At 44.5% G+C, this 15,653-nt stretch carries 20 protein-coding genes and 1 pseudogene; 3 read left to right on the plus strand and 18 right to left on the minus strand.

Translation table 11 applies throughout. The features are described from left to right. Window positions 1-19 precede the first annotated feature (19 nt). The 18 genes and pseudogenes from rplX to I6E61_RS12765 form a co-directional block, all read right to left on the minus strand. Complete coding sequence (rplX, locus tag I6E61_RS12680; protein ID WP_197135094.1) at window positions 20-337, minus strand: 50S ribosomal protein L24; 318 nt, start codon at window positions 335-337, stop codon at window positions 20-22. 8 nt (window positions 338-345) lie between these two features. Further along, window positions 346-714, minus strand: a complete 369-nt coding sequence (gene rplN, locus I6E61_RS12685) for a 50S ribosomal protein L14 (protein WP_010196702.1) — start codon at window positions 712-714, stop codon at window positions 346-348. Window positions 715-896: 182 nt separating this feature from the next. After that, the gene (gene rpsQ / locus I6E61_RS12690) at window positions 897-1,172 is read right to left on the minus strand and encodes a 30S ribosomal protein S17 (protein WP_021813375.1); all 276 of its coding nucleotides are present in this window, start codon (window positions 1,170-1,172) and stop codon (window positions 897-899) included. Then, window positions 1,169-1,366: a 50S ribosomal protein L29 gene (gene rpmC / locus I6E61_RS12695; protein WP_110923946.1), complete on the minus strand. Its 198-nt coding sequence runs from the start codon at window positions 1,364-1,366 to the stop codon at window positions 1,169-1,171. Before rpmC ends, rpsQ begins: the two co-directional genes overlap by 4 nt. Next, complete coding sequence (rplP, locus tag I6E61_RS12700) at window positions 1,366-1,779, minus strand: 50S ribosomal protein L16 (RefSeq protein WP_010196693.1); 414 nt, start codon at window positions 1,777-1,779, stop codon at window positions 1,366-1,368. Before rplP ends, rpmC begins: the two co-directional genes overlap by 1 nt. After that, window positions 1,719-2,511, minus strand: a pseudogene (rpsC, locus tag I6E61_RS12705) (30S ribosomal protein S3). The gene rplP and the pseudogene rpsC overlap by 61 nt, the downstream one beginning before the upstream one ends. 3 nt (window positions 2,512-2,514) lie before the next feature. Further along, complete coding sequence (rplV, locus tag I6E61_RS12710) at window positions 2,515-2,844, minus strand: 50S ribosomal protein L22 (protein ID WP_010196689.1); 330 nt, start codon at window positions 2,842-2,844, stop codon at window positions 2,515-2,517. A 10-nt stretch (window positions 2,845-2,854) separates the two neighbouring features. After that, window positions 2,855-3,130, minus strand: a complete 276-nt coding sequence (gene rpsS, locus I6E61_RS12715; protein WP_021813372.1) for a 30S ribosomal protein S19 — start codon at window positions 3,128-3,130, stop codon at window positions 2,855-2,857. A gap of 12 nt (window positions 3,131-3,142) precedes the next feature. Beyond that, window positions 3,143-3,970 (minus strand): 50S ribosomal protein L2, encoded by an 828-nt coding sequence (gene rplB, locus I6E61_RS12720; RefSeq protein ID WP_194198036.1) that lies wholly within the window; start codon window positions 3,968-3,970, stop codon window positions 3,143-3,145. 11 nt (window positions 3,971-3,981) lie between these two features. Then, window positions 3,982-4,332, minus strand: coding sequence for a 50S ribosomal protein L23 (rplW, locus tag I6E61_RS12725; RefSeq protein WP_194198035.1), 351 nt, complete (start codon window positions 4,330-4,332; stop codon window positions 3,982-3,984). Next, window positions 4,329-4,931, minus strand: a complete 603-nt coding sequence (rplD, locus tag I6E61_RS12730) for a 50S ribosomal protein L4 (protein ID WP_110923942.1) — start codon at window positions 4,929-4,931, stop codon at window positions 4,329-4,331. Before rplD ends, rplW begins: the two co-directional genes overlap by 4 nt. A 14-nt stretch (window positions 4,932-4,945) precedes the next feature. Next, on the minus strand, window positions 4,946-5,584 hold the full coding sequence (gene rplC, locus I6E61_RS12735) for a 50S ribosomal protein L3 (RefSeq protein ID WP_194198034.1): 639 nt from the start codon (window positions 5,582-5,584) through the stop codon (window positions 4,946-4,948). 49 nt (window positions 5,585-5,633) lie between these two features. Beyond that, window positions 5,634-5,945, minus strand: a complete 312-nt coding sequence (gene rpsJ / locus I6E61_RS12740) for a 30S ribosomal protein S10 (protein WP_010196670.1) — start codon at window positions 5,943-5,945, stop codon at window positions 5,634-5,636. A gap of 407 nt (window positions 5,946-6,352) precedes the next feature. Further along, window positions 6,353-7,936, minus strand: coding sequence for an Rne/Rng family ribonuclease (locus I6E61_RS12745; protein WP_197135095.1), 1,584 nt, complete (start codon window positions 7,934-7,936; stop codon window positions 6,353-6,355). A 172-nt stretch (window positions 7,937-8,108) separates the two neighbouring features. Then, entirely contained in the window at window positions 8,109-8,795 is a 687-nt protein-coding gene (locus I6E61_RS12750) for a nucleoside triphosphate pyrophosphatase (protein ID WP_197135096.1), read from the minus strand. A 150-nt stretch (window positions 8,796-8,945) separates the two neighbouring features. Beyond that, window positions 8,946-9,431 carry a rod shape-determining protein MreD gene (mreD, locus tag I6E61_RS12755; RefSeq protein WP_197135097.1) on the minus strand — a complete coding sequence of 162 codons (486 nt, stop codon included), beginning with the start codon at window positions 9,429-9,431 and terminating at the stop codon, window positions 8,946-8,948. 140 nt (window positions 9,432-9,571) lie between these two features. After that, the gene (gene mreC / locus I6E61_RS12760) at window positions 9,572-10,432 is read right to left on the minus strand and encodes a rod shape-determining protein MreC (RefSeq protein WP_197135098.1); all 861 of its coding nucleotides are present in this window, start codon (window positions 10,430-10,432) and stop codon (window positions 9,572-9,574) included. A 142-nt stretch (window positions 10,433-10,574) separates the two neighbouring features. Continuing rightward, window positions 10,575-11,603: a rod shape-determining protein gene (locus I6E61_RS12765; RefSeq protein WP_194198092.1), complete on the minus strand. Its 1,029-nt coding sequence runs from the start codon at window positions 11,601-11,603 to the stop codon at window positions 10,575-10,577. A 597-nt stretch (window positions 11,604-12,200) separates the two neighbouring features. Here I6E61_RS12765 and gatC point away from each other — a divergent pair. The 3 genes from gatC (at window position 12,201) to gatB (ending at window position 15,608) form a co-directional block, all read left to right on the plus strand. Continuing rightward, window positions 12,201-12,515: an Asp-tRNA(Asn)/Glu-tRNA(Gln) amidotransferase subunit GatC gene (gene gatC / locus I6E61_RS12770; protein ID WP_194198029.1), complete on the plus strand. Its 315-nt coding sequence runs from the start codon at window positions 12,201-12,203 to the stop codon at window positions 12,513-12,515. 70 nt (window positions 12,516-12,585) lie between these two features. Next, window positions 12,586-14,082 carry an Asp-tRNA(Asn)/Glu-tRNA(Gln) amidotransferase subunit GatA gene (gatA, locus tag I6E61_RS12775; RefSeq protein WP_197135099.1) on the plus strand — a complete coding sequence of 499 codons (1,497 nt, stop codon included), beginning with the start codon at window positions 12,586-12,588 and terminating at the stop codon, window positions 14,080-14,082. Continuing rightward, window positions 14,082-15,608 carry an Asp-tRNA(Asn)/Glu-tRNA(Gln) amidotransferase subunit GatB gene (gene gatB, locus I6E61_RS12780; RefSeq protein WP_197135100.1) on the plus strand — a complete coding sequence of 509 codons (1,527 nt, stop codon included), beginning with the start codon at window positions 14,082-14,084 and terminating at the stop codon, window positions 15,606-15,608. The genes gatA and gatB overlap by 1 nt, the downstream gene beginning before the upstream one ends. The last annotated feature ends 45 nt before the right edge of the window (window positions 15,609-15,653 follow it).

Genomic DNA, 15,653 nt, shown 5'->3' on the forward strand with positions numbered 1-15,653 from the left:
CCATTACACCCTTAGTGTCTTACGCAGTCGCCACTACTTCACCGTTCGAACGATAGACGCGTTGTTTCTGGCCGTCTTCGCTGAACTGATAAGTAATACGATCAGCTTTTTGGGTTTGCGCATTTAATATTGCGACATTTGAAATATGTAAGAAAGCTTCTTGCTTAAGAATGCCACCTTCAACGCCAGTTGCCTGATTTGGCTTCTGATGTTTAGTGACAATATTAATGCCTTCTACTTTAATACGATCATTTTTTACAGCTTGTACAGTACCTTGCTTGCCTTTGTCTTTCCCAGCAATCACGATAACTGTATCGCCTTTACGTAATTTTGACATGGATTACCTCACAATACTTCTGGTGCTAGTGATACAATTTTCATAAACTGATCACCACGTAGTTCACGAGTTACCGGTCCAAAAATACGAGTTGCAATCGGCGCTTTGTTTTGGTTCAACAATACCGCAGCATTGTCGTCAAAACGTAACACAGAACCATCAGGGCGACGAACGCCTTTTTTGGTACGTACAACTACAGCATTCATCACGTCGCCTTTTTTAACACGACCACGCGGAATGGCTTCTTTAACCGTTACTTTAATAATGTCGCCAACTGATGCATAACGACGATGAGAACCACCCAGTACTTTAATGCACTGAACTCGTCTTGCACCGCTATTGTCTGCAACTTCCAGCATTGACTCAACCTGAATCATAGCGTTACTCCACACGTATGAGCAATAAAAACCAGTTGCTGCCGCTAGCACAGTATGAGTAGACGGCATTGTAATATAAATAACCGCGACTTACTCTTAATGTGAGTGATATACGCTCGGCGCAATCAGCATCCTTAAAAAGGCGGATATTTTAACAGCTTCTGGCTTTTAATGCAATTTACTTAGATTTTTTCTACTTTTTCAACCACATCAACCAAAGTCCAAGACTTGGTTTTTGAGATTGGACGCGTTTCTTTGATACGGACAAGGTCGCCTTGTTGGCAAACGTTGTTCTCATCGTGTGCTTTGATTTTAGTAGAACGACGAAGCTGTTTGCCATATAGAGGATGACGAACCAGACGCTCAATCAAAACTGTGATGGACTTGTCCATCTTGTCGCTGACAACTCGTCCTGTCAATACGCTAGCATTGGTAGCTGTTTGATTGTTATCGCTCATGAGTCGCCTCGTTGTTTCTCGTTAATCAAAGTCTGAAGCTGAGCAATCGTACGACGATTGCCACGTACTTCATGGGTATTACCCAACTGACCAGTTGCTTTAGCCATACGAATACGGAAAGCATCAAGTTGCTTTTCATCAAGTAACTGGGTCAGTTCTTCTAATGATTTATCACGTAATTCACTGATCTTCATTACATTATCGTCCGCTTAACAATGGTAGTTTTAAAGGGCAATTTTGCTGCAGCAAGCGTGAAAGCTTCACGTGCAAGCTCTTCTGGTACCCCTTCAATTTCATATAGCACTTTACCAGGTTTGATTTCGCATACCCAATATTCGACTGGACCTTTACCTTTACCCATACGTACTTCTAATGGTTTGTTGGTAATTGGCTTGTCAGGGAATACACGAATCCAAATCTTACCGCCACGCTTAATTTTACGAGTGATGGTACGACGTGCTGCTTCAATTTGACGGGCAGTCATACGACCACGAGTCAAAGATTTTAGACCAATTTGTCCGAATGCAACGGTGCTTCCACGATGAGCTAGCCCAGTGTTACGACCTTTATGCATTTTACGAAACTTGGTACGTTTTGGCTGTAACATAGTTTAACCTCTGTCTGAGTTTCGACGATTTCCGTTTCCACGACCACGGCGTTTTGGCGCACGAGCCTGCTCTTCTTTAACGGGATTATATACACTGTTCATACCGTCAAGGATTTCGCCACGGAAAATCCAAACTTTAACACCGATAGTGCCGTAAGTTGTCTCTGCACGTACTGACGAATAGTCAATATCAGCGCGGAGTGTATGCAGTGGCACACGACCTTCACGGTACCATTCGGTACGAGCAATCTCAGCACCGCCAAGACGGCCAGACAACTCAACCTTAATACCTTTAGCACCAGAACGCATGCTGTTCTGTACCGCGCGTTTCATCGCACGACGGAACATAACACGACGCTCAAGCTGGCTACTGATGCCGTCTGCTACCAAACGTGCATCAAGATCAGGTGACGTGATTTCTTCAATGTTGACCTGAGCAGGTACGCCCATAATTTTGGTCAATTCTTTTTGAAGTCTTTCAATATCTTCGCCTTTTTTACCGATAACAATACCAGGACGCGCAGTGGCGATGGTAATCTTAGCGGCACCAGTAGGACGCTCGATCATGATGTTGCTGATCATAGCGTTGTCTAGCTTTTTGCGTAGATATTCACGAACTCTAATGTCGTTGATTAGGTATTCTGAGTATTGTTTAGGGCTAGCATACCAGTTTGCGTTATGCTTTTTTACAACACCAAGACGAATTCCGATTGGATGTACTTTTTGACCCATAACTTATTCCCCTACCTTAATAGTGATGTGACAGGTACGCTTACTGATACGATCAGCGCGGCCTTTGGCACGTGGTAGGATACGTTTTAGCGTAATGCCTTCATCAACGTAGATAGTTGATACTTTAAGAGTATCGATATCTAGACCGTTGTTGTTTTCGGCATTGGCGATGGCTGAGTTAAGACATTTCTTAACAAACACAGCGCCTTTTTTATTACTATACGTTAGGATATCCAAAGCACGCTCGATAGATTTGCCACGAACTTCATCAGCAACGAGTCTAACTTTTTGTGCCGATATGGCGGCACCGCGTAATTTTGCAGTTACTTCCATGATAAGCACCTTATTTCTTAGCTTTTCTGTCAATGCCATGACCACGATACGTACGAGTCGGGGCAAATTCACCTAGTTTATGACCAACCATCTGTTCGCTCACGATAACCGGTACATGAGTACGGCCGTTGTGAACAGATAAAGTTAGGCCAACCATTTGTGGCAAAATCATCGAGCGGCGCGACCAAGTCTTAATTGGCTTGCGTGAGTTGGTGTCTAATGCATTCTCAACTTTAGCAAACAAATGCGCGTCTATGAATGGACCTTTTTTCAATGAACGAGGCATGAAATTCTTCCTTTATTTCTTCTTGGCGCGACGGCGGATGATCATGTTGTCAGTACGCTTATTGCTACGCGTTTTAAGTCCTTTAGACTTCTGACCCCAAGGGCTAGTTGGATGGCGACCTTTGTTACGACCTTCACCACCACCATGTGGGTGATCAACCGGGTTCATAGCGACACCACGAACTGAAGGACGAACACCACGCCAACGTGAAGCACCGGCTTTACCAAGTGATTTCAAGTTGTTTTCAGTGTTAGAAACTTCACCGATAACAGCACGGCAATTCACGTGTACGCGACGAGTTTCGCCAGAACGCATACGTAGAATAGCATAAATACCGTCACGACCTAATAACTGAACACTAGCACCCGCTGCGCGAGCCATCTGTGCACCTTTACCGATTTTAAGTTCGATATTGTGAATCACAGTACCCAATGGGATGTTTTTCAGTGGTAAACAGTTACCTGGACGGATTGGTGAAGTTTCACCTGACATTACTGTATCACCAACTGCTTGTTTTTTAGCAGCGATGATGTAACGGCGTTCGCCATCAGCGTACTTAAGTAGTGCAATATGCGCAGTACGGTTAGGATCGTATTCAATACGCTCTACCGTGGCTGGGATATTGTCTTTAGTACGTTTGAAATCGATAATACGATAATGCTGCTTATGACCACCGCCAATGTGACGAGTAGTAATGCGGCCATTATTGTTACGACCACCGGTCTTGCTTTTTGATTCTAGAAGCGCTGCAAACGGACGACCTTTATAAAGGTGTGGATGCACTACTTTTTCAACAAAACGACGGCCTGGTGATGTTGGCTTTGCTCTTACGATAGGCATGAGTGTAATCCTTATTCGTTATTCGCTGTTTCACTAGTAGAAGCAGTAGTGTTAGCTACGTCTTCACCAGCATCAGCCATTTGTACATCTTGACCAGCTTTTAAGGTAACATAGGCTTTTTTGTAGTCATTACGACGGCCAATGCTTTTACCAAAACGCTTTGTCTTACCTTTAACATTCAAAGTGTTTACTTTTAAAACTTCAACACCTTCAAACATCATCTCAACTGCTTTTTTAACTTCAAGCTTAGTAGCCTTAGAGTCAATTTTAAATACCTGCACACCAAGTGAGTCGCCAAGCATTTGAGATTTCTCTGAGAATACAGGTCCTCTTAGGATCTGATAAAGTCTTGCGTTATTCATGCTAGTGCTTCCTCAAATTGTTTCGCAGCTTCAACTGACATGATTACTTTATCAAAAGCAATCAAGCTCACTGGGTCAACTTCACTTGTATCAAGTACGTTGACATGTGGAATGTTGCGAGCGGCTAAGTATAAGTTTTCGTCAACTTCTTTAGTGACGATTAGTGCACGAGGTGCACCAAGCTCATTTAACTTTGCGATCAGCTCTTTGGTCTTTGGACCAGAAACGCTCAACTCTTCTACCAAAATCAAACGCTCTTGGCGAATCAATTCGGCTAGGATGCACTGCATCGCACCGCGATACATTTTACGGTTTACTTTCTGTGACCAATCTTGTGGTTTGGCCGCAAATGCACGTCCGCCCCCACGCCAGATTGGGCTACGAATAGAACCCGCACGAGCACGACCAGTACCTTTTTGGCGCCATGGCTTAATACCACCGCCAGAAACTTCGGCACGGGTTTTTTGTGCGCGTGTACCTTGGCGAGCACCAGCTAAATAAGCGGTGACGACTTGATGCACTAGTGCTTCGTTGAATTCACGACCAAATGCCGTATCAGAAAGCTCAACCGCCGCACCTGTAACTGTTTTTAAATCCACGTTAATCCCCTTGCTTAGGCTTTGACTGACGGACGTACGATAACATCGCCACCGGTGGCACCTGGGATAGCACCCTTGATGACAAGTAACCCTTTTTCGGCATCAACCGAAATCACTTCTAGGCCTTGAACGGTAACACGTTTGTTACCCATCTGACCCGCCATCTTTTTGCCTTTGAATACTTTACCTGGTGACTGGTTCTGACCAGTTGAACCATGTGCACGATGAGATACTGAGTTACCATGAGTCGCATCTTGCATACTAAAGTTGTGACGCTTTACAGGACCTTGGAAACCTTTACCTTTACTATTTCCTGTAACATCAACCATCTGACCTTGTTCGAACAAGTCAGCTAGAATCTCGCCACCAATCTCACGACCTTCAAGATCGCTTTCGTTGGCACGAAATTCCCAAACACCACGGCCAGCGGCAACGCCAGCTTTAGCGAAGTGACCTTTCTGTGCAGCTGTTACGCGGCTGTCACGACGGGTACCTGTGGTAATTTGGATGGCTTGATAACCATCTACATCAGTATTTTTTACTTGAGTAATGCGGTTTGCATCGACCTCAACCACTGTTACAGGGATAGATACACCTGCTTCAGTGAAGACACGGGTCATGCCGCATTTTTTACCGACTAAACCGATCGCCATTTTAGACCTCTTTATATCTTATATTAATGGGTTGGGTGTGTAATGTGCATTAACCCAAAGCAATTTGAACGTCAACACCCGCCGCTAAATCTAATTTCATTAGCGCATCCACAGTTTTATCAGTAGGCTGAACGATATCAACCATACGCTTGTGAGTACGGATTTCGTACTGGTCACGTGCGTCTTTGTTAACGTGTGGTGAGGTTAGAACGTTGAAGCGCTCAATGCGAGTCGGCAACGGTACAGGACCACAAACTTGCGCACCGGTGCGCTTTGCAGTATCAACGATCTCTTGTGCAGATTGATCGATCAGACGATGATCAAAAGACTTAAGACGGATACGGATTCTCTGGTTAGCCATGCCAGCAAGCTCCTAATATGTGCTTTTGTCATTCTTGCTTTGCAAAGATATGATCAAAAGCCGTTTGGTTAAATATTCACTTAAAGCGGCATTCTGTTCTTAACCAGAATATGTTCTTTATCAGAACCAATAGCGTGCTAAAAGCGAAATAGTTTAAAGCCCCACCAACCCTTCCATTATCGGATGTTAGTAGAGGCATAATGAAATAGTGCTAGAAACGATGCTCTAGCTGTCATAGCGCCAGCTTTTTAATTGGCTGCGCATATATAATTCAGTGGTGTATATTATACATAGTATTTCGTTCATTGCAAGAGCTATATCTATAGCGAATGCAGATATTACGCTTTATAAACAAAGCTATCTATTTCTAATAATTACCTTTATCTCTGTTAGTAGTGGCAAATGTATCAATCCAAAACGATGTCATATTGCTCTTGAGTGTAAAGATTTTCTACATCAAAAGTAATGACTCTACCTAGCAAATACTCTAGATCTGCGACTGTGTCCGACTCTGAAGTTAGTAACAAGTCAATAACAGCGGCATGCGCCACTACGGTGAACTTTTTGGGAGAGTTATAAGTACGAGCACAACGCATAATCTCACGGAATATCTCAAAACAGACCGTCTCGGCAGTTTTTACAAACCCACGACCTTGACAGGTCGAACATGGCTCACAGAGCTGCTGCCCCAATGACTCCCGTGTACGTTTACGGGTCATCTCTACCAAGCCAAGCTCACTGACTTGCGTAATCTTAGTTTTGGCATAATCTTGCGTGAGCTGTGATTGTAAACTCTCAAGCACATCATCTTTATGCTGCTGCTCAAGCATATCGATAAAGTCCAAGATGATAATACCGCCTAGGTTCCGTAAACGTAACTGGCGGGCAATAGCATGAGTGGCCTCTAAGTTAGTCTTATAAACTGTATCTTCTAACGAGCGACCACCAACGAATGATCCTGTATTGACATCTATCGTCGTCATTGCTTCAGTCTGGTCAATAATGAGATAGCCACCTGACTTTAGATCGACACGGCGCTTCAAAGCATCTTTTAGATCATCTTCGACACGATGTACATCGAAGAGCGATTGTTCAGCGGTATAGTGCACGATTCGATCATACACAAAAGGAACAAACTCTTTGGCGAAGTATCGTACTTGTTCATAGATTTGCGCATTATCAATGATAACTTTTTCGGTATCAGCATGTACCAAGTCGCGGATCGAACGTAGTGGCAATGCTAGCTCTTGATAAATAAGCTCTGAGCTTTGATGATGGTTAATCTCTTGACGACGGGCACAAATAGTACGCCAAAGCTGCAATAGATAATAGATGTCTTCTTCTAGCTTATCAACAGGGACACGTTCCGCAGCCGTACGAGCGATAAGACCACCTTTTAGATTAACCGTCTGCATCAAGCTAGTCAGCTCAGTCTTTAGGCGATTACGCTCTTCCTCGCCATCGATGCGCTGAGATATACCGATGTGTTCACTCGATGGTAGATAAACCAAGTAGCGTGACGGTAGTGATATGTTGGTGGTTAGACGAGCGCCTTTACTACCTAGCTGATCTTTCGTAACCTGCACTAAGATACGTTGGCTTTCGTGCAGACGATGCTGAATGAGTGTTTTAGAAGCCGGTATGACTTCCGTACTCTGAGTATTGACTATCGGTGGGGGGACGTCCAAATCGTCAGTAATGCTTTCTGTCGCGCCATTGGTTTGATTTTTGGCAGTGTCAGGCGCTTTCTTTACTGGACGAGGCTCACGCTGCATATCATTGACATGTAAGAATGCTGTGCGTGACTGACCGATATCAACGAATGCCGCCTGCATTCCAGGTAGGACACGTACGACTGTACCCAGATAAATATTACCCACCAAACCCAGTTTATGATGACGTTCAATATAAATCTCACCCAAGATGCCGTTGTCTAGTATTGCAACACGGGACTCCATTGGACTAATATTAATCAGCAGCTCTTCGGACATAATGTTTTCTCTTATCTCTCAGCTTTCTTGTTAGACGTTCATCGCCTATTATCTTTATAGTGTAACAAATGCGGCTTGCTCTCGCCCATTACTCTCACGTGTCATTATGTGCAGAGAGTTGACGACTGATTTCTCACAAATAAGCTAGCTCTATACAGTTTGCCTTATCTCTTTAATCAATACTCGCATCGGTAAGCGTTTTAATTAATGCCAACGTTTGCGAAAGCGGCAAACCAACAACATTGGTATAGCTACCATTAATCCGGCTGACCCATGCAGCACCCAAGCCTTGAATACCATAACCACCGGCTTTATCAGCAGGCTCACCACTATCCCAGTAGTCGCTCATCATTTGTACTGTCAGTGGGATAAACCTCACTTCTGTACGTTCAGTGATTTGCTGCTGCTTGATAATTTGGAAAGCTAGATTTTGCATTGATATATTATGTGTTGATGTATCGTGCTTTGATGTTGTGGGCAACAGCTGTATGTGAGTTGCTTGAACCGCTGTCCATACTTCATGGACACTATCAGACATTTGCTGCCACATACTATAAGCGTGCTCGCGATCGACTGGTTTGACCAGTACCGTTTTACCATCTGGCAGTACGCCAATAGTGTCAGAAGTTAAAATAATAAGCTGCTCAGCAAGATTATTTTTATTTGCATGACTCGCCTCATTTAGCTTTTGTATCGCAGCCTCGGCTTTGGTGACGACCATACGCTCGATATAGTCTTTTGGTGATTCGTTATCGTATTGCGTTTCATCAATATCCACGCTCAAGATACTAAAGTCCAGTTGCGCTCTCTCTAATAGCTCACGACGACGCGGCGAACCAGATGCTAAAATGATATCCATCGCAACTCTCTTTATATAAATTCGTATGTATTAAATACTAAAATCTTTTATTAATTGGTGTCTCAGAATCGGCCTGAACAATCGCTATCGCCCTATGAGTTATGAACGAGCATTATTATTTATAGGTATTGTTGTTCATAAGCGTAGTGATTAACGCACAAACTTGCGTAGCACGAATAGAACCAAAGGCCAGCTCAGGATACTCATTAGTAATGATAAGGCGGATTGAGCGACAAAGGTATTCTGAACAAACATCTGTAGCATCCATAAATTCAATTGAAACACAATCAATCCAAAGCTTGCTACTAACCATGCGCTAGCGGTGTTCATTTGCCTAATATATATACTGGTAATTTTGATAAAGAGGGCAACTACTACTGCGGCAAAGGCTTGCTCTCCCAAATGGGTATCCATCAATAGATCAGCAATAATACCGATGGTAAATGCTGTAAAGATGCCAACATAGCGTGGTTGAAACAACAACCAAAAAATCAGCACCATAATCATGACCATAGGACGCAGTGCGGCCATGCTAGAGCTCAAAGGATAGACATTAAGTGATGAAGCCACGATAAAGCTGAGAATAATCGTAATAATGAGTACTACCGTTGCATTCTCAGAATCAGGATACGACATGAGTACTTACCTTAGCGGGTGTGTTAGCGGTGGCTATTAAAGATAGCTAGGCATTAATTGGATGAATACTGTGATTGAGTAGGTACAGAAAATAGGCTGTTCGATAACGATCGATGAGTGGTTAGCTGAATCGCACTTACTTAGCGCTCATCGAGAGCAATATCATTGCTGTTGACCCGTTTGTCTTGCAGAATGAGAACATATGCATTATCAATAAAGTTCGCAGCGGGCGTTACCTCTATACTTTTGAAGTTGTCAGCTTGAACTTCTTTAATATGAGCAATACGACCGACTCGATACCCTGCTGGAATACGACCACCTAGCCCTGACGAAACCAGCTCATCCCCCACACGTACGTCTGAAGTTTTGAATACGTAATCGAGGCTTAATGACGTTGGTATCCCCTTCCCCGTCACGATAGCGCGTTGACCTGTCCGCTTGACAGTAACGGCAACCGATTGCTGTTCATCAGTAATCAAGAGTAATCGACTGGTATTAGGATAAACATTAATAATTTGCCCTAAGATACCTTTTTCATCAATGACTGTTTGTCCTACTTGCACACCATCTTGTGCGCCTTTATTAAGCATCACAATTTGTCTGAGCAAATTGGTATCTGTGCCGATAACTTGTGCAAGATTGAGATCAAACTGCTCAGGCTCGGTAGTCGAGAGAATACCTTGCAGGCGTGCGTTTTGTGCCAGAATATAATCTTGCTGCTGGAGTTTGGCTTGCGCGTGTATCAATTGAGACTTTAGCTGTATGTTTTCGCGGCGTAAGGCTTCTTTAGACTGCAGGCTTCCACTCGCCCAATGCTTGGCATAGCTCGGTAAAAGCGACAACTCATAAATAGGCTGCATAGCGGCATGGCTGGTGTTACGTATTGGCTTAAACCATTCTGAGTTTTTGCTATCGAACCACATCAACACCAAGGCTACTATCAATACGATGGCAGTCTTGCGAAGTGCTAATGGCTGGCGCGCAAAAATACTTGGAATCATAAGTCGTCTAACTCAGGGGTTATAAAATAAGCGGTAGCCAGTACGGAATTCTAGCATTGAATAATGTAATTAAAGGTAGCGCAGCGGGCTACCTTTAATTTTATATCTTTATAACCTGTTGCTTCATTTTAGTTTAAATAATTTAAACGAAAATCATGTTTAAACTTTTGTTATTGATAAAATCAAGAGCAATACCACCGCCGCGGCTGACACAAGTCAGTGGATCTTCGGCAACCGTCACAGGCAAACCTGTCTCTCTTGAAATCAACTTGTCTAAATCACGTAATAAAGCACCGCCACCTGTCAATACAATACCGCGCTCTGCGATATCAGATGACAGCTCAGGTGGTGTTTGCTCAAGCGCTGCTTTTACTGCGCTAACGATACCACTCAATGGATCACTCAGTGCTTTCTGTACTTCTTCTGAATTGACTGTGAACGTTTTTGGCACGCCTTCTGCCATGCTACGACCACGCACTTCTACTTCTAGCTGGCCTTCTTCGTTCAGTGCAGAGCCAACTTCTTTTTTGATGCGTTCAGCAGTCGTCTCACCGATGACACAACCGTGCGTACGGCGTACATGGGTAATGATCGCTTCATCAAACATATCGCCACCGATACGGATAGACTCAGCATAGACGCAACCAGATAGCGCGATAACAGCAATCTCAGTCGTGCCACCGCCGATATCAACGACCATAGAACCACTGGCTTCGTGAACTGGCATACCAGCACCAATTGCGGCCGCCATCGGCTCCTCTAGCAATAATACTTTGCTAGCGCCTGCTGATGATACTGCCTCACGAATCGCTTTACGCTCAACTAGGGTAGACTTACAAGGCACGCAAACGACCACGTTAGGCTGCGCCATAAAACGCTTGGCTTTTACCTTCATGATAAAATGCTTAAGCATCTTTTGCGTCACTTCAAAGTCAGCAATCACACCGTCTTTTAGTGGGCGAATCGCCGTGATATTGGAAGGTGTACGACCAAGCATCTGCTTGGCATCAATACCAACAGCAGCAACGGTAGGGTTTTGCGTACGATTACTTCGTAGCGCCACTACCGTAGGCTCGTCAAGTACGACACCTTTATTAGGAATAAAAATGAGGGTGTTCGCAGTACCGAGGTCGATAGCGATATTATTTGATAAAAATCCAAACAGGTTCATGACTAATATATCCAGCGTCTTACGAATGAGGCGAATGAGATTGACTGAGGTGTTACTCGTCAGTGTTGAGCAGGTCGTCATTAGACATTACCTGAAGCGAAAGCTGAACATCGCAACAAGCCAAACCTAAGCAATAATGATGAAATGAAAAAATCGAGCTAAATTATACCTATTTAGCTCAAAAAAAACACAGGTATTTGCATCAATAAGTAAGGATTTTAGTCTTAAACGCTAAAAGTTGTTTCAAAGTTTGAAATAGCAGACTCTATCGCTCAATCTAATGAAACACCATTTAATTCAATAACTAACAAGGGTTCTACAGGCAGATGAGGTTTTGCTTAATAGCACAAGTGCATACTGTAACGTATTTCAGAACATAATGGTGAAGCAATTGAAAATCAACCATGAATTATTCAGTCAATTTTGCAAATCACTTGCTCTTGGTTGATATTGTGCATCAATCAAGCGTCATGCTCTGTAAACTTAGGTCAGATGCTTTATAATAACGCAACTCTATATCAGATTTTATCTTATTACCTGCTCAATACCCAAATTAGTACCTAAATCTAACAAAAACTGTCCTTCACTGGAGAAACTATGTCACAGCAGCCAACAACGTCTGACAGCAACGTCAGTCGTGAAGAAATCCTAGAAGTTGCCAGCCTTGCGCGTTTAGGTGTCGATGAGACTACGGCCGATAACTATGCCGACGACATCAGTAAAGTACTAAAGCTTATGCATACGCTTGCTAACGTGGATACCACTGACATCAAACCATTATCGAACATCCATGAAGCTTGCCAAGAGTTACGCGCTGATGTTGCCAAACACGATATCAACCGCGAACGCAATCAATCGGTCGCACCAGCCGTTGAAGACGGTTTGTATCTGGTACCACAAGTGATTGAATAAGCGGTCGATTATCTCTCCTCCTTTATACCATTCGATTTTATGTTATTAACATTTTGACGGACGACACCTTATGTCTGAACTTCATTTATTAAGTACTCAGCAGCTGATTACGGGCTTACAAGACAAACAATTTAGTAGTCTTGAACTGACTGAACACTATATCAAGCGTATCGATGCGCTAGACAGCAAGATTAACAGCTTTATCACTCACACCTCTGAGACTGCACGCGCGCAAGCAAAAGCGGCAGATGAGATGCGTGCACAGGGCGATCAACGTCCCCTACTCGGCGTACCGATGGCGCACAAAGACATCTTTTGTACCCAAGGCGTGCTAACGACTTGTGGCTCAAAGATGCTGCATAACTTTGTGTCACCTTATGATGCAACTATCGTTTCTAACATCGATAAAGCAGGCATGATTAGCTTGGGCAAGCTCAACATGGATGAGTTTGCGATGGGCTCAGACAATAGCAGCTCATACTACGGCACGGTACAGAACCCTTGGAACCTAGAGCGCGTCCCTGGTGGCTCGTCAGGTGGTAGTGCTGCCGCCGTTGCCGCTGGTTTCGTCCCAGTTGCTACCGGTAGTGATACGGGTGGCTCTATTCGTCAGCCTGCCTCATTCTGCGGCTTAACGGGTATCAAGCCTACTTATGGCCGCGTATCACGCTTCGGTATGATTGCCTATGCCTCAAGTTTGGATCAAGCTGGCAGCATGGGACGCAGCGCTAAAGATTGCGCTTATTTGCTACAGCCAATGATTGGTCACGATCCACGCGATGCAACTTCTATCAAATATGACATGCCTGACTATGTACAAGACATCAATGATGCTGAAGCCGCTGCTGGTGACAAACCATTTGCTGGTTTGCGTATTGGCGTGGCTAAAGAGTACTTTAGTACAGGGCTTGATAGCGAAGTTGAACAAGCAGCACGTGCGGCTCTTAAGAAGTACGAAGAGCTGGGCGCAACGATTGTAGAAGTGAACATCACTGATCCTGAAATCACGCTTGCTACTTACTATATGCTGGCCCCTGCCGAAGCATCATCTAACCTGTCACGCTTCGATGGTGTACGTTTCGGCTATCGCTGTGAAAACCCAACGGATCTGATCGATCTATACACACGCTCACGCTCTGAAGGCTTTGGTCCTGAAGTACAGCGCCGCATCCTGACCGGTACTTATGCGCTCTCGGCAGGCTACTTTGATGCTTACTATACTAAAGCACAGAAAATCCGCCGCTTAATCGTCAAAGACTTCGATGAAGCATTTGCGAGCTGTGATGTGATTGCCAGTCCAACCGCACCAACTGCTGCCTATAAATTAAGCGACAATCTTGACCCTGCGACCATGTACTTAGGCGATGTTTATACCATCGCGGTCAACTTAGCGGGTCTGCCTGCGCTTAGCCAACCAGTTGGTTTGACTACAGAAGGTCTACCAATTGGCTTACAATTAATCGGTAAGCACTGGCAAGAGAGTCAACTGCTCACGACCGCGCATCTGTTCCAGCAGCATACCGATCATCATCTACAACACTCTGCCATCGCAAAGGAGACGGTATAATGAGTACAGCTACTACTGATAACAATGCCGTCCGTGAACACGCCGTGCGTAAAGAGCTATTCATCGATGGCTATGAAGTCGTCATCGGCATTGAGATTCACTGCCAGTTGAACACGGAGAGCAAGATATTCTCAAGTGCGCCGACTGACTTTGGTCATGAGCCAAACAGCCAAGCCAGCATTGTAGACTTGGGTCTACCTGGCGTATTGCCAGTGCTAAATGCTGGCGTGGTCGATCGCGCGCTAAAATTCGGTATCGGCGTCAATGCTGAACTGGGTCTGTTTAATACGTTTGATCGCAAAAACTACTTTTACCCTGATTTGCCTAAAGGCTATCAAATCACTCAGATGGCCAATCCTATCGTCGGTGAAGGCTACATCGATGTCGTGGTCAATGAAGGTGAAAAGAACGAATATCCGAAACGTATGGGTATCACCCGCGCACATTTAGAAGAAGATGCTGGTAAATCTGTGCATGATGCCGTCGATGGTATGACGGGTGTCGATCTCAACCGTGCAGGTACGCCGCTGATCGAAATCGTCTCTGAACCTGATATGCGCTCTGCTCACGAAGCACTTGCCTACATCAAAGCGATTCATCAGTTGGTCACTTGGCTGGGTATCTCTGACGCTATCATGGCAGAAGGCTCGTTCCGCTGCGATTGTAACGTCTCTGTGCGCAGACCAGGTGATGAGCTTGGTACGCGTACCGAGCTAAAGAACTTGAACTCGTTCCGCTTTATCGAACGTGCTATCAATCGTGAAATCGAGCGTCAAATCGACATCATCGAGGAAGGTGGTAAAGTCGTTCAAGCAACTATGCTGTATGATCCAGAGCGCGATGAAACTCGTGTGATGCGTACCAAAGAAGATGCCAATGACTATCGCTATTTCCCTGATCCTGATCTGCTGCCTGTCCGTATTGAGCAGCATACGGTTGATGCGATTAAAGCAGCCATGCCTGAGCTACCTGTAGCACGTCGTGCGCGCTTCGAAGAAGCACTTGGTCTATCAGAATATGATGCTCGTATCCTCACTGGTAGTCGTCAAATTGCCGATTACTTCGAAGATGTGGTCGCAGAAGTGGGTCAGTCAGATGCCAAAATGGCTGGCAACTGGGTCATGGGCGATTTGCTGGGTGCGTTGAATAAAGACGACAAAGAAATCACTGACTCCCCTATCAGCGCTAAGCAATTGGCTGGTATGCTAAAACGTATCAAAGATGACACGCTATCGGGCAAACTGGCTAAGAAAGTCTTTAGTGCTCTATACGAGCGTGAAGGCGGCGATGCTGATGATGCAGCCGATAAGATCATCGAAGCAAAAGGTCTTAAGCAAGAAACTGATACGGGCGCTATCAAAGCCATCGTTGAAGAAGTCATCGCTAAGAATCAAGCGATGGTCGATGAGTATCGTGGTGGTAAAGAAAAAGCCTTTAACGGTCTGGTTGGACAAGTCATGAAAGCCAGTCGCGGTAGTGCCAATCCGCAACAAGTGAACCAAATCCTAAAAGAGCTTTTGGGTTAAGGTAAACGACTAAATGGCTATGCTGATGGCTATACGCAAAATTGC

This window comes from Psychrobacter sp. NZS113 (assembly GCF_015864825.1).
Classification (GTDB): Bacteria; Pseudomonadota; Gammaproteobacteria; order Pseudomonadales; family Moraxellaceae; genus Psychrobacter.

Coding starts and splice junctions, on each gene's coding strand:
- rplX (WP_197135094.1), bottom strand. CDS start 337: ATGTCAAAATTACGTAAAGGCGATACAGTTATCGTGATTGCTGGGAAA.
- rplN (WP_010196702.1), bottom strand. CDS start 714: ATGATTCAGGTTGAGTCAATGCTGGAAGTTGCAGACAATAGCGGTGCA.
- rpsQ (WP_021813375.1), bottom strand. CDS start 1,172: ATGAGCGATAACAATCAAACAGCTACCAATGCTAGCGTATTGACAGGA.
- rpmC (WP_110923946.1), bottom strand. CDS start 1,366: ATGAAGATCAGTGAATTACGTGATAAATCATTAGAAGAACTGACCCAG.
- rplP (WP_010196693.1), bottom strand. CDS start 1,779: ATGTTACAGCCAAAACGTACCAAGTTTCGTAAAATGCATAAAGGTCGT.
- rplV (WP_010196689.1), bottom strand. CDS start 2,844: ATGGAAGTAACTGCAAAATTACGCGGTGCCGCCATATCGGCACAAAAA.
- rpsS (WP_021813372.1), bottom strand. CDS start 3,130: ATGCCTCGTTCATTGAAAAAAGGTCCATTCATAGACGCGCATTTGTTT.
- rplB (WP_194198036.1), bottom strand. CDS start 3,970: ATGCCTATCGTAAGAGCAAAGCCAACATCACCAGGCCGTCGTTTTGTT.
- rplW (WP_194198035.1), bottom strand. CDS start 4,332: ATGAATAACGCAAGACTTTATCAGATCCTAAGAGGACCTGTATTCTCA.
- rplC (WP_194198034.1), bottom strand. CDS start 5,584: ATGGCGATCGGTTTAGTCGGTAAAAAATGCGGCATGACCCGTGTCTTC.
- rpsJ (WP_010196670.1), bottom strand. CDS start 5,945: ATGGCTAACCAGAGAATCCGTATCCGTCTTAAGTCTTTTGATCATCGT.
- I6E61_RS12745 (WP_197135095.1), bottom strand. CDS start 7,936: ATGTCCGAAGAGCTGCTGATTAATATTAGTCCAATGGAGTCCCGTGTT.
- I6E61_RS12750 (WP_197135096.1), bottom strand. CDS start 8,795: ATGGATATCATTTTAGCATCTGGTTCGCCGCGTCGTCGTGAGCTATTA.
- mreD (WP_197135097.1), bottom strand. CDS start 9,431: ATGTCGTATCCTGATTCTGAGAATGCAACGGTAGTACTCATTATTACG.
- mreC (WP_197135098.1), bottom strand. CDS start 10,432: ATGATTCCAAGTATTTTTGCGCGCCAGCCATTAGCACTTCGCAAGACT.
- I6E61_RS12765 (WP_194198092.1), bottom strand. CDS start 11,603: ATGAACCTGTTTGGATTTTTATCAAATAATATCGCTATCGACCTCGGT.
- gatC (WP_194198029.1), top strand. CDS start 12,201: ATGTCACAGCAGCCAACAACGTCTGACAGCAACGTCAGTCGTGAAGAA.
- gatA (WP_197135099.1), top strand. CDS start 12,586: ATGTCTGAACTTCATTTATTAAGTACTCAGCAGCTGATTACGGGCTTA.
- gatB (WP_197135100.1), top strand. CDS start 14,082: ATGAGTACAGCTACTACTGATAACAATGCCGTCCGTGAACACGCCGTG.